The sequence below is a fragment of the Paenibacillus methanolicus genome, from assembly GCF_008124765.1.
Taxonomy (GTDB): domain Bacteria; phylum Bacillota; class Bacilli; order Paenibacillales; family Paenibacillaceae; genus Paenibacillus_Z; species Paenibacillus_Z methanolicus.
In genome coordinates this window covers 351,811-370,286 of sequence record NZ_VNHS01000009.1, presented here as the reverse complement: position 1 = coordinate 370,286, position 18,476 = coordinate 351,811, and the positions used below count along the sequence as shown (strand labels likewise).

At 53.8% G+C, this 18,476-nt stretch carries 23 protein-coding genes; 4 read left to right on the top strand and 19 right to left on the bottom strand.

From position 1 onward, the window contains the following. Positions 1-13 precede the first annotated feature (13 nt). From BCM02_RS24110 to BCM02_RS35410, 4 genes are all read right to left on the bottom strand, one after another. A complete protein-coding gene (locus BCM02_RS24110; protein ID WP_148931672.1) occupies positions 14-862 on the bottom strand; it encodes a protein phosphatase 2C domain-containing protein in 849 nt (282 codons plus the stop codon). 39 nt (positions 863-901) lie between these two features. Continuing rightward, positions 902-1,162, bottom strand: a complete 261-nt coding sequence (locus BCM02_RS24105; protein ID WP_246183530.1) for a class I SAM-dependent methyltransferase — start codon at positions 1,160-1,162, stop codon at positions 902-904. A gap of 113 nt (positions 1,163-1,275) precedes the next feature. Further along, positions 1,276-2,208, bottom strand: coding sequence for an iron-hydroxamate ABC transporter substrate-binding protein (locus BCM02_RS24100; RefSeq protein ID WP_148931671.1), 933 nt, complete (start codon positions 2,206-2,208; stop codon positions 1,276-1,278). Positions 2,209-2,364: 156 nt separating this feature from the next. Continuing rightward, positions 2,365-2,628 carry a hypothetical protein gene (locus tag BCM02_RS35410; protein WP_187434384.1) on the bottom strand — a complete coding sequence of 88 codons (264 nt, stop codon included), beginning with the start codon at positions 2,626-2,628 and terminating at the stop codon, positions 2,365-2,367. Between the two features lie 127 nt (positions 2,629-2,755). On the opposite strand from BCM02_RS35410, the gene BCM02_RS24095 reads away from it, so the two are divergent. Beyond that, entirely contained in the window at positions 2,756-4,654 is a 1,899-nt protein-coding gene (locus tag BCM02_RS24095; RefSeq protein ID WP_187434383.1) for an S-layer homology domain-containing protein, read from the top strand. Between the two features lie 125 nt (positions 4,655-4,779). Here BCM02_RS24095 and BCM02_RS24090 read toward each other — a convergent pair whose 3' ends face one another. Further along, on the bottom strand, positions 4,780-5,118 hold the full coding sequence (locus BCM02_RS24090) for a winged helix-turn-helix transcriptional regulator (RefSeq protein WP_148931734.1): 339 nt from the start codon (positions 5,116-5,118) through the stop codon (positions 4,780-4,782). A gap of 105 nt (positions 5,119-5,223) precedes the next feature. On the opposite strand from BCM02_RS24090, the gene BCM02_RS24085 reads away from it, so the two are divergent. After that, positions 5,224-5,607 (top strand): RidA family protein, encoded by a 384-nt coding sequence (locus BCM02_RS24085; RefSeq protein WP_148931669.1) that lies wholly within the window; start codon positions 5,224-5,226, stop codon positions 5,605-5,607. A 223-nt stretch (positions 5,608-5,830) separates the two neighbouring features. Here BCM02_RS24085 and BCM02_RS24080 read toward each other — a convergent pair whose 3' ends face one another. The 4 genes from BCM02_RS24080 to BCM02_RS36500 all read right to left on the bottom strand — a co-directional run bounded on the left by BCM02_RS24080 (position 5,831) and on the right by BCM02_RS36500 (position 7,786). Next, positions 5,831-6,190 carry a DUF3139 domain-containing protein gene (locus tag BCM02_RS24080; protein ID WP_148931668.1) on the bottom strand — a complete coding sequence of 120 codons (360 nt, stop codon included), beginning with the start codon at positions 6,188-6,190 and terminating at the stop codon, positions 5,831-5,833. A 51-nt stretch (positions 6,191-6,241) separates the two neighbouring features. Then, a complete protein-coding gene (locus tag BCM02_RS24075; RefSeq protein WP_148931667.1) occupies positions 6,242-6,619 on the bottom strand; it encodes a hypothetical protein in 378 nt (125 codons plus the stop codon). Positions 6,620-6,797: 178 nt separating this feature from the next. Further along, entirely contained in the window at positions 6,798-7,256 is a 459-nt protein-coding gene (locus BCM02_RS24070) for an HIT family protein (protein WP_246183529.1), read from the bottom strand. Between the two features lie 359 nt (positions 7,257-7,615). Further along, on the bottom strand, positions 7,616-7,786 hold the full coding sequence (locus tag BCM02_RS36500; protein WP_425466200.1) for a DUF6199 family natural product biosynthesis protein: 171 nt from the start codon (positions 7,784-7,786) through the stop codon (positions 7,616-7,618). A 1,170-nt stretch (positions 7,787-8,956) separates the two neighbouring features. Between BCM02_RS36500 and BCM02_RS24055 the strand changes: the two genes are divergently transcribed. Beyond that, the gene (locus BCM02_RS24055; RefSeq protein WP_148931664.1) at positions 8,957-9,361 is read left to right on the top strand and encodes a VOC family protein; all 405 of its coding nucleotides are present in this window, start codon (positions 8,957-8,959) and stop codon (positions 9,359-9,361) included. A gap of 47 nt (positions 9,362-9,408) precedes the next feature. On the opposite strand, the gene BCM02_RS24050 is transcribed toward BCM02_RS24055, so the two are convergent. Beyond that, on the bottom strand, positions 9,409-10,584 hold the full coding sequence (locus BCM02_RS24050) for a styrene monooxygenase/indole monooxygenase family protein (RefSeq protein ID WP_148931663.1): 1,176 nt from the start codon (positions 10,582-10,584) through the stop codon (positions 9,409-9,411). 768 nt (positions 10,585-11,352) lie between these two features. Here BCM02_RS24050 and BCM02_RS24045 point away from each other — a divergent pair. Beyond that, a complete protein-coding gene (locus BCM02_RS24045; RefSeq protein WP_187434382.1) occupies positions 11,353-11,781 on the top strand; it encodes a HEAT repeat domain-containing protein in 429 nt (142 codons plus the stop codon). A gap of 153 nt (positions 11,782-11,934) precedes the next feature. Here BCM02_RS24045 and BCM02_RS24040 read toward each other — a convergent pair whose 3' ends face one another. The 9 genes from BCM02_RS24040 to sdaAB all read right to left on the bottom strand — a co-directional run bounded on the left by BCM02_RS24040 (position 11,935) and on the right by sdaAB (position 18,473). Next, positions 11,935-12,360 (bottom strand): NUDIX hydrolase, encoded by a 426-nt coding sequence (locus tag BCM02_RS24040; protein ID WP_148931661.1) that lies wholly within the window; start codon positions 12,358-12,360, stop codon positions 11,935-11,937. 200 nt (positions 12,361-12,560) lie between these two features. Continuing rightward, entirely contained in the window at positions 12,561-13,154 is a 594-nt protein-coding gene (locus tag BCM02_RS24035; RefSeq protein WP_148931660.1) for a YdeI/OmpD-associated family protein, read from the bottom strand. A 53-nt stretch (positions 13,155-13,207) separates the two neighbouring features. Continuing rightward, on the bottom strand, positions 13,208-13,630 hold the full coding sequence (locus BCM02_RS24030) for an SRPBCC family protein (RefSeq protein WP_148931659.1): 423 nt from the start codon (positions 13,628-13,630) through the stop codon (positions 13,208-13,210). Beyond that, a complete protein-coding gene (locus BCM02_RS24025) occupies positions 13,627-13,956 on the bottom strand; it encodes an ArsR/SmtB family transcription factor (protein WP_148931658.1) in 330 nt (109 codons plus the stop codon). Before BCM02_RS24025 ends, BCM02_RS24030 begins: the two co-directional genes overlap by 4 nt. A gap of 79 nt (positions 13,957-14,035) precedes the next feature. Then, complete coding sequence (locus BCM02_RS24020) at positions 14,036-14,458, bottom strand: DoxX family protein (protein ID WP_148931657.1); 423 nt, start codon at positions 14,456-14,458, stop codon at positions 14,036-14,038. A gap of 239 nt (positions 14,459-14,697) precedes the next feature. After that, positions 14,698-15,663 (bottom strand): GNAT family N-acetyltransferase, encoded by a 966-nt coding sequence (locus BCM02_RS24015; protein WP_148931656.1) that lies wholly within the window; start codon positions 15,661-15,663, stop codon positions 14,698-14,700. Then, positions 15,660-16,895 (bottom strand): M20 metallopeptidase family protein, encoded by a 1,236-nt coding sequence (locus BCM02_RS24010; protein ID WP_148931655.1) that lies wholly within the window; start codon positions 16,893-16,895, stop codon positions 15,660-15,662. Before BCM02_RS24010 ends, BCM02_RS24015 begins: the two co-directional genes overlap by 4 nt. After that, complete coding sequence (gene sdaAA, locus BCM02_RS24005; RefSeq protein WP_148931654.1) at positions 16,892-17,788, bottom strand: L-serine ammonia-lyase, iron-sulfur-dependent, subunit alpha; 897 nt, start codon at positions 17,786-17,788, stop codon at positions 16,892-16,894. The genes BCM02_RS24010 and sdaAA overlap by 4 nt, the downstream gene beginning before the upstream one ends. Before the next feature lie 4 nt (positions 17,789-17,792). Beyond that, entirely contained in the window at positions 17,793-18,473 is a 681-nt protein-coding gene (sdaAB, locus tag BCM02_RS24000; protein ID WP_148931653.1) for an L-serine ammonia-lyase, iron-sulfur-dependent subunit beta, read from the bottom strand. Between the last annotated feature and the right edge of the window lie 3 nt (positions 18,474-18,476).

Here is an 18,476-nt window from a genome sequence, read left to right as displayed (position 1 = left end):
GGCGCATCGACACCTACAAACGAATTACGACCGCCGTCTTATCGTCCGATTTTTTAAAGCGGATATGGCGAATACACTCGGGATCGGCTTCTTCGAGCTCGATCAACTCCCTCGCATACGGCTGCAGGCCTTTGTTCAAGATGCGATGCGCCACAAACGTCCAATACGAGACATGTTCGGGGACGATCGCGGTTGGCCAGAACATCCCGTCGGTCAGCAGGATCAGATGTTGGAGGCCGGTTAGATTGATTTTCCCATATTCGAAATAGCGGGCGGCATCCATCTCCCCATTCAAAACCCCGTAGCCGCCGTCCGTATTCGACCGATAGCGGTTCTGGATTATCGTATCGATGACCGTCTCATGAAGCCGCTTCTGGGTCTTCAAGCCTTTCGCTATTCCTTCCTCCCATTGGGTGAAAGCAGGTGCTTCTAAGTGGGCAACCTGTCTCCAGGTTAACGGGCGAACCTCACCGTCCGCATATACCGCGAGTATCATGCAATCACCGGTCTGGATGAACTCCATGCCATCGTCTTGAATATGAACGATTGCCAATGCGGTTCCCCAAAGCTCTTCCTTTTTCTCCATATCAATATGAGCGAGCACCATCTGTTCCCTCAGCCGATCATTCGCTTCCATGAGGCGGTCCTTTAAGCTGCCTGGGCGGTCCACAGATTCGAAATAATTTCGCACCAGATTCGCCGCTATATAGCCGCCCGTTTCCTGTTCGGCATTCAGATAAGGGACCAAGGAAGATACGCCGTCCAAGACTCCGAATATTCGGGCGCCGGGATGGGAAATAATCGCGTCCTCATTCCGTAATCCGACGCCTTTCTCGGTGAACTTCTCACTTGTCACGCGCATGGGTTTCGCTCCGTTCTCCGTATGATACCCGCGACTTGCTTAGCCACAGGTGAAAAAAGCCTGATATAAATCATCATCTGTCAGTAAGTGTGGGATTGCATTGTCTGCGGAAAGTACGACATCATACAGGCCGGAAACATCTTCATCTAATGCACGAAAATCAGCTACCCCAAAGTGTATCTTAACCCCGAAAGCTTCTGCCTCTTTGGTTGCTCTTTCTATGGAAGCCGAACTTAAATCCGTACCCGTTACGTTAAATCCGCGATTAGCCAACCCTATTGCTTGTGTGCCGATCCCCAATCCCTTCCATTTTACTCCAAACCGATCCGATAGATGAGCGAACGCAGGGTAACAAAAAAAGCGATGGATCGAGTCCATCGCCGACAATCAAGGGGTTTCAGCTTCCGCCGGGTTTAGTTGTCTAAAAATGACTTCTTGAAAAATTCCAGTTGCATTTCTAACGTGATGGGATCGGTGTAGGAGGAGCTTCTCCCGTCAAGCTCGAATACGCGATTGTTTTTTACCGCGGGAATATTCTTGTACGTCTCGGTTTGCTGGAATGAATTATCGGCGGTCGAGTATTTACTGATGACGATAAAATCCCCCGCATACTCCGGGAGCACCTCTGCCGATATGGTATTGTAGCCTGTTTCCGAGATGAATGCTTTCAGCTTCTCGGGCATCTTCAATCCCATCTCATGGTACAGGATTTCAGTTCCACGGCCAAAGTGATCCCCGAATGCGAAGATTTCCTTCTCATAGGTTTCAAATACAGAGATGGTCGCATCTTCTCCAACCTTTGCGCGAACATCCTCACCGATTGTTTGTGCGCGTTGTTTAAAATCATCGATCCACGCTTGTGCCTCTTGTTCTTTATTTAAGAGCTTGCCGATCTCCAGGTGTTGGGTTAAATAGTCCAATTTGCCCCATGTATACGTTACGGTAGGCGCAATCTCGTTTAATTTATCGATATTTTTAATCGAGGATAATCCAATAATAAGATCCGGCTTCAATTCGATGATCGTCTCCAGATTCTCGGCGGATACTTCTTGGACATCTTTTAACTGTTCTTCGAAAGTGGGATTGGCCTTCGACCATGAATCTACGCCAACGACATTCACTCCTAATTTAAGGACATCGCCAGGAAAACCGGAAAGCGCGATGACTCGCTGCGGATTAGCGGGAACTTCGATTGGCCCGGACTCGGATTGGTATGTAATGGTCGCCGACTCGGCCTCATTAGAGGCTGAATTTGTGGCGGTAGAGGCTGAATTTGTGGCGTTGCTGCCGCAAGCGGAGAGGATAAGAACAAGTGCAAAAATACAGGGTAAGTAAAATTGTCTCATGGATGATTTGCTCCTTAGCGAATATTGATAATGATTATCGTTATCATTATGTAAAAATATAATGGAAGATATTGCATCTGTCAACGCTTATCTCTTTCGCTAGTAAGACTTTAAGCGATTGATGACGTTGGAGAGCTTCTTGCTTTGCACGTCGTACTATGCAGCATGCGCTGCAACAATTTCTTCCAGCGGCGCGTTAATATGACCAAAGCATGCGTGTTCAGAAAGGGGGAAGAAAGGAATGACCCGATTCAAATTAAACAAGCTGGCTGCAGGGTTAAGCGCCCTTTTGACCATTAGCATCATGATTCTGCAAAGCGGTACCCTTGCAGCGGCCTCTGCCGGGGAGCCCGCTCCAATCGTCGGTACGGCAGTGAAGAGCAGTAGTTCAACCCCTTCATCGGCATTTACTGTGGACATGGAGTCCGCGTTACAAAAAGCGAAGCAGCTCTTGTACAACCAAAAGCCGTTTCCCGATTGGGCAGCAATTGGTTTTGCTAAGAACGGACACGCTTTACCGGAAGGGTTCAAGGAAGCGAAAGCAGACTTGATTCTAAACAACCGCGGCCAATTCGACAAGCTGATAGATCTGACGCGCACTACGATTGCCTACGCGGCGGCAGGCGGAAGCAGCATCAACGATATCGCCGGCATCGATCTGTATACGAAGGCGATGAATCACACGGCCATGACCGAAGAAGGGATGGCAGGACTAGTATCCGCCTATCTCGTGTCGACGCTTTCCCGCTCGTATTCGCCTTTCGCCAGAACGTCATGGTACTCGGACAGGTTGTTCGATCGCATCCAGAAGGAGCAGCTCGCTAATGGCAGCTGGCCTGATGAAGGCAGCAAGGAAGGAGGCGTCCAATCGACCGCATTAGCGTTAATCGCTCTATCTCCAGTGCAGTCCGAGCAAGAGACGGTTCCGTCTTCTTCCGTACAGCGTGCGCTCGATTGGCTGCAAGCGCAGCAATCGAATGACGGCAGTTTCCATGGCAGCACGCAAGCGGCGGCACAAGTTATCATCGCCCTTTCCTCGCTGCGCATCGATGCGGCACAGTTCGCGCGCATCGGCGGAGAATCGGTTCTGCATCATCTCCTGTCTAGGCAACTTGATGGGGGCGGCTTCTCCGAGAAAGCAAACGGTCCGCTCCACATGGCGGCTACGCTGCAGGCGTATCTTGCGCTAACGGCTTACAAGCTCTACATCAACGGGGAAGGCAGGCTGACCGATCTTTCGAATCCATCCGTCGGAAGTGCGAACATCCAGATTGAAGGGCCGCAAGGAACGGTCGCGCATGGCCGTATCCCGAGCGGCTCCTTGGCCCTCGATGGCGCGATCTCCTATTTGAAGAATGCCGGTATTGCCTATGAGACGAAGACGGATTCTTCGGGACAGCAGGTACTGACCTCAATTGCCGGAATTAAAGACGGGCATTATGGAGGCAAGGATAGCTGGCGGTCCGCCGTATATGGCCGGTTCGGCGGTTGGATGTTTGAAGAAAATGCGGCGGGCCCTCTCTACATCGAGGAAGGCGAGACGCTGCTGCTGTACTACGGCAACGATAAAACCGAGCTTATCGGCCAAATTCAAGAGGAGTGGATCTATAACGGACAGACGGCTACAGGGCGGCCATCCGCCCATACACCGTTCAAGCTAACGGTTAATATGTCGAATCCCACGATGGGCGGATTACCTGCTTCCGGCATAACTGTGATCATCGACGGCAAGAAGAAAATAACCGATGCGAAGGGGGTAACCGCTTGGAACGGTTTGGCACCTGGCGTTCATGTCGTAACCATGATCGGATACCGGAACGGCACCGTACCTGCAGCAGCCAAACGTCTGTATTATTTGACCGTATCCGCACCCGAGCTATCTTCCTATAAGGATCGTGCGCAGGTATCCGAGTGGGCAACAGACGGAATGTCGAATGCGCTTACGTTCGGATTAATTCAAGGCGGGAGCACGCAAAGCAGCATACTAGCACCAAAAAAAGCGCTGACGCGCGCTGAATTTGTTACGATGCTGCTTCGTCTCGTGCATGGAGCGAATGATCGATCGACTGCCAAATCTCCTTTCCAAGACGTTCCGCCCGGCAAATGGTACGGCAGCGCCATCATCCAAGCGGCAGAGCTTGGCCTAACGGACCGCCCCTCTGGGCGATTCGAGCCGGATCGGGCGATCACGCGGGAAGAAGCAGCCGTCATGTCGGCGCATGCCGGCACTCTCCCTGTATTCGGAAGCGCTGATCGTATCGCCTACGCCGACACTGCGGGCCTATCCCAAGCAAGCCTGAAGGCGATTCAAGCCGTGAGCGAATTCGAGGTGATGGTCGGAGTCGAAGGAAAGTTCTACCCCAAGCAGACGTTGACCCGCGAGCAAGCTAGCACGATCTTAGCAAGGCTGCATCGGTACTTATATCCGGAGGCATATCTGGAGTGAAAAACCATCAAGGGCGCAGGCACAATTAAATGTGCCTGCGCCCTTACTCAAGTCATTCATTTAGCTCCATATAAGGCGGGGTAGTTATTCAACTGTCGTTCCGCGATAGTGAAATCCAATCATGTCTATGGTTGATATTTAACTCCCCACTCACATAACTGTTCCAAAACAGGTAAGAGTGTTTCCGCTTTATCTGTAAGACTATACTCGACTTTAGGGGGGACTTGAGGATACTCTTTCCGTTTCACCATACCGTCCGCTTCTAATTCTTTAAGGTGTGCACTCAAAGTTTTATACGTAATAGAGCCGATCTGTCTTTTCAGATCATTAAAGCGAACCGGTTGGTTTTCTGCTAGGAGGTACATAATAACCATTTTCCATTTGCCGCCGATAACTGACAACGTGTAGCCAAAAGGCGTATCCTGAATATTTTTAACTTTGCCTTTATACTCAGCCATACCCATAGTTCCACTATCCTTTCTGATAGTACCTATCAATAAAGTGCGTACTATATTTATATTCTCGCTCATCTTATACTAGCCTTACTTTGAAGTAAAGGAGCGAAAAATATGATTAATGTTAAAACTTACAATCACGATCTCTGGGATCACGGCATCACCCAGGGCTATAACGTCAATGGCACCATTTACATTTCGGGACAGTTTTCCCACGATACAGAAGGAGCGTTTGTTGGCGGGGGAGATATCGAGGCGCAGACCCGGCAGACACTGGAAAATCTCGATCGCGTGCTGGCGGGATTTGGTGTCACGAAGTCGAACCTCGCTTATGTAGAGGTCTATCTGACAAACGCGCAAGAGCATTTCGAGCCATGCATTCGTCTTTTCAAGGAATACATCGGACAACATAGGCCGGCCGGCAGCTGCATCGGCGTGAACTACCTCGCGGCTCCCGAGCAACTGATCGAAATCAGCGCCGTCGCACACACGAACTAATGCTGCTTTGTTAAGAGAACGGCAGCCGAGCATCAGGTGCCGGCTGCCGTCGTGTCAATTTTTGAGCTATAGTTTACCGTTAGAGCTTAATCTCACCGTTTAACTGGTTTGATAAATATGGATATGTTAATCTCCATGTTGATTATTAGCCAAAAATAAACGCCCCGTAAAGGGCGGTTTAATAAGTTATCGTATTTCGTTAGGTGGATGACGTAACAAGGAATTACTCCGCATGTTTAAAATTTTTATCATCCTTACCTTCCATAGGAGCAACGCCATTTTGAGTTATATCTTTGTTTTCTGATTTATAGTTATATTTATAAGTATAAATTACGTTCGGCTCATCGTTAAAAACTACATTAATGGCGTAAGGACCTCCGAACTTGCCTTCTCCTAATTTATTATATTTAACTTCGATATTAAACTCATTTTCTTTGTAGCCTTTTGTAATAAGATGAGCGACCGCTTTCTGTTTAACCGATTCTTCAGATTCTGGTGGTCCTGAAAATATATTGCAACCAGTTGAAAGAATACTCATTGCCAAGATGATGATTAGCAAAGCAGCATTTCTCTTAAGTATCATGCATATCTTCCCCCCTAAACATTTTTTTCAGTAAGGGCGTGAACACACCCGTTAGCCATCCATGCCCAGCTCTTCGGCATGCTCGCCTTCGGCCAGAATCCAATCGATTAGCCAATTTCTCGACTCTTTGTCTCCCTGGTTTTCTTGCAAGTGCTCTAGAATCACATCCGGCATTTCATCTCGTCGCGTGCCTTCAACGTAGACGTAGAACAACTTCATCAGCGAATGACGGACAAAGTCCATTTCAAGACCACCCATGTCTTCAGCAGCTTGATACAGTTCCCGGAGTTGCTGATACTCAACCTCTATCATCTCCTCCAAATATTGCCGCTTCGTGATGTCGCCCCGATTCAGCCGGACATAGATATCATACGCTTTTGCAGGATTGTGATTTTCGAACTTCTCAAGCTTGATATCATCCTCGCCCATTCTAACTGGCACCCCGGGTATTCTTGCCCGATGAATAAGGCAACGTGTTTTTTCATACTTGTCACTCCTCTATTGCAGCTTTATTTTAGGGGACAATCTACACGAAATTTGATTGCTTCGTGAATGAGAAAGGCAACTGAATATTTGCCTTAGTGCTATCATTCAATCCTTCTAGAACTTAAACGTTTTCCTTTATCCAAGAACGCAACTTTTCAGCATAGAAAGAGCGTTCATCTGGATCGGACTGAGTACCCTTTGTTAGATATAGTTGATCGTTCACATATCTTGGGTAAACATGAAGATGATAATGCCACACGTCTTGGTTGCCAGCAGGCTCATTATGTTGCCGCGTAGAAATCCCGTCACATCCATATGTACTTTTCATTGCTGACGCTGCAAGCTGAGCGGCACGATGAATTTCACCAGCGTAATCCACGGGGAGGTCAAAGATGTTTTCAAAATGTTGATTAGGTATAACAAGAACATGTCCTTTATTGTTTGGCCACCATTTGCTCGCTATAAATGCCGTTACATATTCATTCTGATAGATGATATCCTTTTGTTTTGTTCCCTGATTAGCTCGCTCGATACCCCAAACACAACAAAATGGGAAAATGCTGTCATCCTTCTCATTCAACTCCCTTTGTATTTCACCAACCAGTTATTGGACGCTAGCAACTTCTGTTCTTTGCGTTTTTCTCCTGATAGCTTAACAATAGAAAGAGTAGCTGTCGCGGCGGCAGACTGCTCCCTGATTGCTGAACTAACGTCTCCCGGTAGTTGAACGACATATAATCGTATCTGGTTACACCCAAAACAGCATGCAGTTAATTAATTCTTTTCACCCTTTAATTTCTTCACTTCTTTCTCCAAATTGTTAAGGCGAATTTGTATTCTAATTATTACGGCAATCATTAACACCACTATCCATAACACCCGAATTACTCCTTCCGTCTCCGAACTAACATCTCCGATAGCTCAAAGGATTATGGTCAATTAGTATTTAAATATTGGACCGATATTCCTTGTAATGAGAACGTATAGACCAAGCAAAATGGCAATAGTTGCTCCAAAACGAGACCAAAAGATATAGGCATCACTGGGTTCTGAGTCGCCATCAACTTTCCAACCTTCTCTTAAATACCAGCCGAAGGAAGGGAAAAACAACCCAATTAATCCCGGGATGAAGAAGAATAACGAAATCCATCTTTCTACTTTGTCCTCCCCCTATCTTCAAGAAATTTATCTTAACCCACCAAATAAATAATACCATGTATTGGAAGTGTCCTGCCCTTTAACGTAACAAAAAGGGAGCCGATCGTCGACCAGCTGCCACGGAGGATTTATTCAACTCGTTTCCCAATAGTTCAATGCCAACTAAAGATATTATCCCTCATCACCAAGTGCTTTTAGATAGTCTCCTATAGCCTTCAGATCAAAACGTATCCGCAGCGGCCCCTTTCATCATTCCATACGCCGATATAAATGTACTGGTGTCTTGCGTATCCGTTGTTTACGACTTTGCAATCACATCCCAGCCTTTACCTTATCACCTTTGCAAACAGATACATCCATTACGTGCGTGCAGCACACCTGAACCCGTCTGCTCGCCCAAACGTGAGCGAACCCACCAAGGGAGTTTACGATATCGAATTTCCTTGATCCGTATTAGCTGCGTAATGATAAGATGTAATCAAATGGGTTTTATAGGAGGTGTATTCAAAAAATGAACGGGTACCTTTTATCCGCTTCAGTCCTCGCTTTTGTAGTTGGACTTATCCACTCCGTACTAGGCGAGATCCTGATATTTCGAAGAATGAGGCGCGGTGGTTTCATACCGACAGATGGCGGAAACGTACTGAGAGAATCCAACGTGCGCATTCTTTGGGCCAGCTGGCATGTGCTGACTGTCTTTGGGTGGGGCATGGCCATCCTTTTGTTATGGCTTGCCCAACAGTCATTGGTCAGCGGTACATTCAGAGTACTTGAAAACACCGTGGCAGCCTCCATGCTTGTTGGGGCGGTTTTGATTTTGATTGGTACAAAGGCGAAACATCCTGGGTGGGTCGGTCTATTGGGAGTAGCTGTGCTTGTATGGTTCGGTGGTACTCACTAGCTATAATTTCTCTAATCTTAGACTGTGCTGACGCATTCCGAAATCGAATGCGGGCGTAAGCCCAGAAAATATTAAAACGCTACTGACATCCTATTGTCAGTAGCGTTTCTTTATAATCCGAGTAAGCAAACATGAAGGAGAGGGAAATACATGCGAAATATGCTGGGTCAAAATGATAGGATACGGTACGGTTTGATTAAATATAGGAAGGATGATATCTTGTGAATTTCGCTTCTGTACGCATCATTACCGACGACGTGGATCGTCTCGTCTCGTTCTACGAGAAAGTCCTGGGGGTTGCGGCGGAACGCCCCGCGCCCGTCTTTGCCGAACTCGTTGTGCCATCGTGCACCTTGGCGATCGGCCACTCCCAGACGGTGCAACTGTTCGGCGCCGGTTCCGCAGCGGCGGCCGACAATCGCACAGTCATCATCGAGTTCCGCGTCCACGATGTCGATGCCGAATACGAGCGCTTGAAGCCGTTTGTCGACGAGTGGGTAAAGGAACCTACCACGATGCCGTGGGGGAACCGCGCTGCCCTGTTTCGCGATCCCGACGGCAATCTGATTAACCTCTTCGCGCCGGTGACCGAGGAAGCGATCAAACGATTCAGCGGTAGGCGTTGACGGACAGTAAAAGTAAGTGAGGCCTCGACACGGTTCGCCTGGAAGCTTCACGACCTCTCGGACGATTGAAAAAAAGCCGCGTAAGCGCTTGAAGGCTGCTCGAACCAATGGGCAATGCGATCAGCCGTCTCCTGGTCGCCGGCCGCTTGCATCAACAGCTGGACGATATGCCCCGGCATGGGACCGAGCATCGCATTCGTCCAGTCCGTCACCGCCGCCACGTAGGGACGGATACGGCTCCAATACGCCAGGCCGACTTGTTCATCCCAAGGAGACTCCTGATGTTCCAAGAGAGTGGCTACGAGCTGTTCCGCGCAATAGGAGGCGGTATTACACCCCTGACCTGTAATCGGATCCGCCAGTATGACGCTATCTCCGCACCCTAGGATGAGTTTATCGTCGTGCATCGCATACGGCCGCCGGACTACGGGCGTAATCGCCGTCTGGAGATAGGCGCCATGATCCACCAGCGCAAAATGCTCCGCATGGATGCGCGCTTCAATCGCGGGAAAATGCTGCTGAACCGTTGCCCGCATGCGTTCCTCGAAATCCGGAGCAGACTTGATCCCTTTGAATGCGTCCAATGGTCCTTCGGGCACCGCTTCAATAAATAAAATGGTAACCGGGCCCTTTTCCGTATAGGCCGGAATTTCGAATAGTTCGCCGGCTCCGGGCAGAACAGTGATCGAAACTCCCGCAGGCGCAACGGGAGATACGCCCGTGAAATAGCCGACGATACACTTCCGCTGCGGCGATTGAAGCGGCGTCAGCTCTTGTTCGACGGGGAACGGGAACAACGGTCCGGCCTTGCCCGTCGCGTCGATGAGTAGATCGTAGGTCTCGGCCAACGACCCGATTTCATTCGGCATCACCCGGTCTTTGCGGAAAACCACGCCTTGCCGCATTAGATCGGACATGCCCGCGGCGAAAGCCAGACGCTGGTCAACGGACTTGGCCGGGCCGGCGAGTCGGCCTACGAATAACTTTTGCGCGCCCATGCTGAAATGGATCGTTTGGATCAACGGCGCTTCATCCACGGCAGGCATGCGCTGCGCCCGTTCCACCGCCGGATGAAAATGAACTTGCGTCGATCGAATTCGTCCTTGGCGAATGTCCGCCGGGTCCTCGTAATGATGTAACGTCACGTCAAATTCCTGCTTCAAGGCATAGGCCAGCTGCAATCCGGCCACGCCGTTCCCGATAATGCCAATCCTCTTCGTCATCATTTCACCTCGCCTAGTATTCCTTCCATTCAGACTATGCTCCGAGACGGCAACTATGTAGCGAATTTGCTAGCATTGAGAAAATCGCCGTATGACCGATTGGCTGAAGCCACCGGTCGCCGCCAGAAACTGTGAAAGGGAGCAGCGCCGATCTGCTCCCTTTATGTTTGGTTAACCGACCTATAGTTGCATCAGTGAAATACTATTCGGTTTTGCACTAAATTTCCTATTCAATCTGTCGTCAATAATAAACCAGGATTGAGAAACGGATGGATTACTAACCTTTGTTTTTAGAACAAGCTTATTGAATACCAATGTTAAATCGTTACAGTCCGATTCAAGCCGTATGCGTCGAAGAATTTCTCCATCAAATGAGTTTATAAGTTCTGCCTGCAAACTACTTCCGCCGGTCCTGTATAGCTGTTCAGAATTGAATTCCGTTCCATCCTCGCTTACAACATACCAGTTGGATTCTAAACAGACCTTTTTCATATCCTCCACCTCCAGCACGTTGTGAATGCCCCTAAACTATACCATAACTTGGAACTCCAACTTAACGCCGAGTCTCGGTTCAGTGCAATGATTAAGTTTTGTTAAGATTTGGATTGAACGAAGGATTCTACGGGCGGCGAATTGAAACTAAGGGTAACCCTAGAGGGTCAGAAGGCGAAAGGAAGTGGAATGTTGGACGTTAATCAAAGGAATGAGCGGCGCGATCTCATGCCCCCGATGGACAAACCGGACGCTTTGCTTCAGGATGTAATCGCGATGAAACGGACTGGCAAAGAAGCGGTTCCGGCGCTCATACGGGTACTCAAAAACGACGGCGATCTGCGCACGATGGCGGCGGTCGTCCTCGGCGAGCTCGGCGCGGATGCCGCGGAAGCCATTCCTGCACTGGCCGAACTGCTTGGCGACGACAAGCACGAGACGCAGATGGCGGCAGCGCTCACGCTCATGCGGATCGGTCCGCTCAGCCTTCCCCACCTGAAGGAGAGGATCGAATGCAGCGAGGGACTGTCGCGCTTCTGGGCCTCTTGGTCCGCCGCCATGCTCGCGCCTGAACAGGCCAGTCCGGCCATGATCGAGGCGCTGCAGCGCGAGCGAATCAGCACCGACAATGTGATCCGGGTGGCCGCGGCCGACGAAGCGCTTGGCACAATTATCGCCGCCGGTCTTATACAAGAGCAGTATTGACGGTTCTCCCCTGTCATGGAAAAAAGCCGTCGGACTCCTCTGCCGAGGTCGGTCTGGCGGCTTTTTCGCGAATCCGAATTTTCTTGCGCGACTGCCATCGAGAGAAAAGGTCGAGCAGTATTCTCCCGCTAGCAATGCCAGGTTGAATGCGCACTAGCACTCCTTAAGCGGAATGGAAAACTCCACATAGATCGGATGACTAGCCTCATCCAAGCAAAGCTCGATTCTTTCCTTAAAATTGCCCCAGCTGACCATCTCCAATGCGGTGTCGATTGGGAAAAACCCGACTTCCAGCGATTCCGGAGTCGTCGTTAATTCACCTCCGACGGGCCTGCCCAAGAACAGCGTGTTGCAGATACTAGCGCCTACATTTTGAAAAACGCCGCAGAACTTCGTCACTTCGATGTCGATGCCGCTCTCTTCCTTGGTTTCCCGGATCGCGGCGTCTCTCATTGATTCTCCTTCTTCCACCTGCCCGCCCGGCATCTCCCAGCCTCGTTTAGGCCCTCTGATCAATAGAATCTCGTTACGCTCGTTCACGACGATCGCCGCCGCGGATACGATATGTTTGGGAGCCACTGCATCGCCCTCCTTTTATAAAATGAATATCACTAGATTACCGCTTTTTCCTACTTTTGCACACTACCCGCACATGCATCCAACGCCAAAAAAGCAGCCGATCGCATGGACCGGCCGCCGGGTTACGCTATGTTCGCATCGACGCGTGGCTTGACGAACTGTTGCCGGCAACCTCCAGCTGCACGCAAGACCATTCGTCGCTAATCATTCAATCCCTTGCCGTCGAGAATCTGCTGCATGTATTTCTCCACCCGCGCCTCCCGGGTCTTGGCTTGTTTGGGCGCCGAAAAATGCAGCAGGTACGCTCTTTGCCGCCCCGGCGTCAACGCTTCGAAAGCCGTCTTCAAGTCGGCGCGCTCATCCAGCTTCGCTTGGAACTCTTCCGGAACGGCATATTGCTCGCTCTTCTTGAATTCGATGGCCAAGCCGGATTTCTCCACCTCGATCGCTTCGTTAATATACGCTTCGATGGTCGCTTCCATCTCGATGATCTGCTGCAAGCCCGTGAACCGAAGCTGGCGCGCGGCCTGCACGTTCTCCGTCTGTTGGATCAAGATGCCGTGGGGATCGCGCAGCAAGGCGCCTTTATGAAACAGAAGCGCGCAATAGTCTTTGAAACCATGGATAAGCACGATATTCTTGTCCTCGAGCGTGTAGCAAGGATGCATCCACTTGATATCCTCGCTCAGCCCGCAGTTCAGCACGATCTCGCGCAGCTTCTCGAATTCTTCCTTCCACGTTTTGGCTTTCCTTATGAATCCATCCACCTTGGGATTGGTTACGCGAGTCGTCATCCATGAGCGCTCCTCTTCATTTTATGGGCTTGCCGCGTTCGCATCGGCTTGAACTATTGCGTCAGCGCCTGTTCCAGATCGCCGCACCATTTGGTCCAGCCATACTTGGCACCGTTCAACGCTGGCGCGTTGGAGATCCCGGTCTGTTCGAGATGCAGGTTCACCTTGCCGTCTTCCAGCTCCTGCAGCGTCCAGGTAATCGTGTGGACCTCATCGCCGCTGCCCCACGTATAGGACAACCGATTCGGTTGTTCCACGAGCAGCACCTCGCCGTTAATAATGCCGTCCCACCACTCGCTCGGCTGGGTGCGGAATTGAAATTTATAGCCGACGACGGGTTGAAAATCGTTCTCCATCGGCTGGCCGGTGTGGATGTTGGCGATCCACTTCGCAAGCTTGCCCGAATCGGTCAAGGCGGTCCACAGCTTCTCGATCGTCGTCGTGTACTGAAAATCCAAATTTAACGTTAAACTCATTCTTCATCCTCCTCTAATAGGTGCTGCAAGCGCAGCAAATTTGCATGCCAGAATTTGTTATAGTAAGCCACCCAATCCTGCACTTCTCGAAGCGGAGCGGCGTTTAACCGATATCGCGTTTCGCGGCCGACTTTGCGGTCATGGACCAGTCCGGCTTCCTTCAGGATGGTCAAATGCTTGGATACCGCCGTGCGGCCCATATCGAACTGTGCCGTCAATTCATGCAGCGGAACCTCCTCGGCCTCTGCTAACAGACGAACCAGTCGGCGCCTCGTCGGATCTGCGATCGCATCAAACACGTCCCGCAACTGGTTGTTCTCGCTCACGACAGTCCCTCCAATAAATTAATTTACCGCAGCTGCACTCATGTTGGCACGAAGGGAGACCGGTCATTACGGGCGTCTCTTACAGCGTCCGGCTCTTCGGACGCAGCGCCCACGAAGCGATATTCAGCGCGGCATAGACAAGCGGCAGGATAATGGAGAACGCATCGACGCCGGTCTCGCTGCCGAACGCATGGGAGAACGCCGCCCCCGTCAGGAGGAAGAAAAAGCCGGCGTACGTCCATTCCTTCAGCCGGGCAAGCCCGGGCACGACGATCGCGATCGCGCCGAGCACCTTCCATATCCCAAGAATGGTCAAAACGTATACAGGATATCCAAGATTCGCCACCAATTCGAGATTTCCTTCCCATTGCAGCAATTGTCCGATCCCGCTCATCGTCATCGACGCCGCGAACAGCAGCGTGACGGTCCAATACGCGATCGCCTTTCCTCGAACCTGGGTTGCCGTTGTCGCGGTCGTTGCCGTGCCGATCACTTTGTTCATCTCAATTCCTCCTCATTGTGGTTGAGTCGCGTTTATTCTGGTTGAGCATGTTCAACTGATTTTTTTAATTGGACACCATTTGGTGTCTGGTTTAATTATAGGACACCATTCGGTGTCCAGTCAATAGCGTTTTATTAAAACGCAAAAAAACCTCTCCATCCCGGAGGAGGCGCTTCATCGCCTCGATCCGTGAAGGAAAGGTTCCTCGCGTGCAATGCCGGACCGGCCGCATGTTCGCGTCACGCCAGCGTCTTGTCATACTTCGCATACGTCTTCCACACTTCATAACCAAGCTTCCCGTAAAAGTCGACGAACGGCGTCGTGTCGATGACGATCCGGCGAATGCCGCGCGCCTGCAGCGTATGGATGGCCGCCTGCACGATGGAGAGACCGTATCGGCGTCCCCGGTACGCCTCGTCGATGCCGAGCGGGCCGATCCCGCCCAGTTCCTCCTCGAACAGCGGCGACCAGTACACGTTCTGCGCCAATAACGGGGAGGCCGAGTCGTTGATGCGGCAGAAGCCGATCAGCTTGCCGCCATGCTCCAGCAGCACGTATTCCCGTCCGGTTCCTCCTTGCCGCCAATAGTCGCGGTGCTGGAGATCCCACGCGCCGGGGAAGCAGCGGCTCATGAACGCTTCCAGCTCGGCTTGGTCCTGAGGTTCCGCGACTCTGCACGCCGCCTCGCCTAGCGCGGGCATGGGCACCAGCTCCTCCTGCCCGTACGTCTTGATCATGTCGAAGGCGGTCTCGCGGTAACGGAACCCTCTTCGTTCGAACCACCGTTGCGTCTCGGCCAGCTCGTCCGGAATGCCGGGGAACAGGCGGCGGTGCAAATCGTTGCCCAGGGCAACCCGGTCGACGCCCTTATGCCGCAGCACCAAGGCGGCTTGATATAGCAAGGCGGTGCCGATGCCCTGCCCTCTGCGCTCCGGCGCGACGAACAGCGCGTGAATCCAGCCGTTCCCGCGGGCGAGTCCATAGGACTCGTCCTCCCGGCGGGATGCCTTGGCGACGACGAAGCCGACCAGCTCGCCGGTACGCGAATCGATCGCCGCCAGCGTCCCTTCCGGCACGACGTGCGGATCCGCCAGCACATTCTGGCGCAGCAGCCGGGAGCGAAGCGGATACGATCCGGCGAGCTCCGCGTTCCATAGCGATACCGCCTCGTCGATATGCTTCTCTTGCAGCAATTCGATCATCATGGCGCCTCCTCATTCCCATAGCCGCTTGCAGCGCCGCTATCGCGCTCCGCCGATGGCTCTCGATGGCGCTGCAGCCCGCGCAGGGCGATGCCGGCCAGCAGCGCCATGCCGACGGGGATGCAGTCTTCGTTCAACGTGAATTTCGGATGATGCAGGCCGTACGCCAGCTCCGCGTCCTGGAGCGGACCCGATCCGAGCCAGAAGAAGCAGCCCGGCACCTCGCCGAGGTAGAGCGAGAAGTCTTCCCCCGCGAGCGTCGGGCGAAGCGGAGCGCGGCGCCCCGCCCCGATCGTCTCGTCGATGACGCCCTGGACAAGCTCGGCAGACTGCGCTTCATTGACCAGTACGGGCACTTGCGGGATATAGTCCAGGCGCGCGGCGCATCGATAGCTGGCCGCGATGCCGGCGACGATGCGCTCCACGATGGCGGGCAGCCGCCGCTGCACGTCCGCGTCGAACGCGCGGACGGTGCCGGTTAGCATGCACGTCTTCGGAATGACGTTGTTCGCCTCGCCTCCGCGAATGCTGCCGATCGTCACGACGACGTTCGCGAACGGGGACACCTCGCGGCTGACGATCGTCTGGAGCGACTGCACGAGCGCGGCCGCGCACACGATCGGGTCAATGCCTTGATCGGGTATCGCCCCGTGCGCTCCCTTACCCTCGATCGCGATCTCGATGCGGTCGACGGAGCCCATCATCGGACCGGCGGCGACCGCCGCGCATCCGGCCGCGAGCGTCGGCAGATTGTGAAGCCCGTATATAGCCGATACGCCTTCCAAGGCGCCATCCGCGACCATCGCCTTCGCGCCGGCGTTCATCTCCTCCGCCGGCTGAAACAGCAGCCTCACCCGCCCGGCGAACGATGCCCGCGTCTCGGCGAGCAGTTCGGCCGCGCCGAGCAGCATGGCCGTATGGGCGTCATGCCCGCAAGCGTGCATGACGCCGGGCTTCTCCGAGGCGAACGGAAGCTCCGCCTCCTCGGCGATCGGCAGCGCGTCCATGTCGGCGCGCAGGGCGATCAAGGGTCCCGGCCGTTCGCCGACGATCTCGGCGACGATGCCATGCCCGCCTATCCCCTTGCGATAGGAGATGCCTAGTCGCGCAAGCTCCCGCGCGACGCGCTCCGCCGTCTCGCTCTCCGCGAAGCTCAGCTCCGGATAACGGTGGAGCTCGCGGCGGAACGCGATCCATTCGGGCGCCAACTCATGGGCCCGTTCAAGCAGCTTCACGTCCGTCCCTCCTTCCCGTCCTTCTCGTACAGCTCCTTCATGATGCGCCGGCCCGTCGGCGTCTGGGCGAGACCGCCCTTGGCCGTCTCCCGGTGCTTCGCCGGCATTGCCGTGCCGACCTCGAGCATGACGCCGATTACCTCGTCGGACGGGATGGCGCTGACGACGCCGGCCAGCGCCATATCGGCCGCGGCGAGCGCGGTGACGGCGCCGAAGCCGTTGCGGACGATGCACGGAATCTCGACCAGCCCGGCGACGGGATCGCAGATGAGGCCGAGCGAATTCTTCAGCGCCAGCCCGACGGCATGCACGGCTTGCTCCGGGGTGCCGCCGCGCAGCTCGGTCAGCGCGCCGGCCGCCATCCCGATCGCGGAGCCGACCTCGGCCTGGCAGCCGCCCTCCGCCCCGGATACGAACGAATTGTTCGCGATGACGTACCCGATCGCGCCGGCCGCGAACAACCCGCGAACGAGTACGTCGTCTTCCCAGCCGAACCGTTCCTGGGCGCTGACGAACACGCCGGGGATGATGCCGCACGAGCCGGCCGTCGGCGTCGCGATAATCCTGCCCATCGATGCGTTCACCTCGGACACCGCCAGCGCGTAAGCCATCGCCTTGGCCGCTTCGCCGCCTAGCGACGGCATCTCATGTTCCGCGTAGTCCTTGACCCGCTTGGCATCCCCGCCGGTCAATCCGCTGCGGGACCGGACGCCGGGGCCGAGCCCGCGAGCGACCGCTTCCTTCATTATCTGATAGTAAGCAGCCATTTGCTCGAAGATGTGCGCCCCCGTCTGGCCCGTCTCCCGCGCCTGCTCGATCATCATCGCTTGCGAGATGGGCACCCCTAGCTCGCCGCATAGTTCCTTCAGTTGCGTCAATGTCGCGAATCTCATCGGGTTAACGTACCTCCTTGGCCGCGAGATCGACGACGCTCACATCGCTTACGCCGGCCAGGCCGCGGATCAAGGGCAGCGCGTCCGCCGGGACGGCCTGATCGCACTCGATCACCGTCAAGACCGAGCCGCTGCGCGAGGCGCGATCGACGGTCATGTAACCGATGTTCACATGCGCGCATCGGAGAATGCCGCTAACGTCCGCGATGACGCCGGCCCGGTCCTCGTGGAATATGAGCAGCGTCGGATAGACGGCCGTGAATTTGACGGCGAACCGGTCGATTCGGGCGATCTCCACGCTGCCCCCGCCGATGGAGCGGCCGAGGAGCGATATCCGCCGGGACGGTCCGCGCAGGACGATCGCGGCCGTGTTCGGATGCGGCTGCGTCTCATCGCTCATGCGAAGCGAGACCTCAAGCCCGCTCCGCTCCGCCTCGCCGAACGCATCCGGGATGCGCGCGTCGTCGGTGTCCATATCCAGCAGTCCGGCGACGATCGCCGTATCGGTGCCGTGTCCCTGCCCGGTGTCGGCGAAGGAGCCGTACAGGACGATGTCGGCGACAAGCGGCGGCTCGCCGAGCGCTTGCCTGGCCGCCCGGCCGATGCGAGCGGCGCCGGCCGTATGCGAGCTGGATGGGCCGATCATGACCGGCCCGATAATGGCGAACACGTCTTTGAACCGCATGGC

Excerpts from the sequence above, each read along its gene's own strand:
- BCM02_RS24110 (WP_148931672.1), bottom strand. The coding sequence starts at position 862 with ATGCGCGTGACAAGTGAGAAGTTCACCGAGAAAGGCGTCGGATTACGG.
- BCM02_RS24100 (WP_148931671.1), bottom strand. The coding sequence starts at position 2,208 with ATGAGACAATTTTACTTACCCTGTATTTTTGCACTTGTTCTTATCCTC.
- BCM02_RS35410 (WP_187434384.1), bottom strand. The coding sequence starts at position 2,628 with ATGTCCACAGTAAATGCCGATGAAGGGGTTGAACTACTGCTCTTCACT.
- BCM02_RS24090 (WP_148931734.1), bottom strand. The coding sequence starts at position 5,118 with ATGGGTATGGCTGAGTATAAAGGCAAAGTTAAAAATATTCAGGATACG.
- BCM02_RS24085 (WP_148931669.1), top strand. The coding sequence starts at position 5,224 with ATGATTAATGTTAAAACTTACAATCACGATCTCTGGGATCACGGCATC.
- BCM02_RS24080 (WP_148931668.1), bottom strand. The coding sequence starts at position 6,190 with ATGATACTTAAGAGAAATGCTGCTTTGCTAATCATCATCTTGGCAATG.
- BCM02_RS24075 (WP_148931667.1), bottom strand. The coding sequence starts at position 6,619 with ATGGGCGAGGATGATATCAAGCTTGAGAAGTTCGAAAATCACAATCCT.
- BCM02_RS24050 (WP_148931663.1), bottom strand. The coding sequence starts at position 10,584 with ATGACGAAGAGGATTGGCATTATCGGGAACGGCGTGGCCGGATTGCAG.
- BCM02_RS24045 (WP_187434382.1), top strand. The coding sequence starts at position 11,353 with ATGAAACGGACTGGCAAAGAAGCGGTTCCGGCGCTCATACGGGTACTC.
- BCM02_RS24035 (WP_148931660.1), bottom strand. The coding sequence starts at position 13,154 with ATGACGACTCGCGTAACCAATCCCAAGGTGGATGGATTCATAAGGAAA.
- BCM02_RS24030 (WP_148931659.1), bottom strand. The coding sequence starts at position 13,630 with ATGAGTTTAACGTTAAATTTGGATTTTCAGTACACGACGACGATCGAG.
- BCM02_RS24020 (WP_148931657.1), bottom strand. The coding sequence starts at position 14,458 with ATGAACAAAGTGATCGGCACGGCAACGACCGCGACAACGGCAACCCAG.
- BCM02_RS24015 (WP_148931656.1), bottom strand. The coding sequence starts at position 15,663 with ATGATGATCGAATTGCTGCAAGAGAAGCATATCGACGAGGCGGTATCG.
- sdaAA (WP_148931654.1), bottom strand. The coding sequence starts at position 17,788 with ATGAGATTCGCGACATTGACGCAACTGAAGGAACTATGCGGCGAGCTA.
- sdaAB (WP_148931653.1), bottom strand. The coding sequence starts at position 18,473 with ATGCGGTTCAAAGACGTGTTCGCCATTATCGGGCCGGTCATGATCGGC.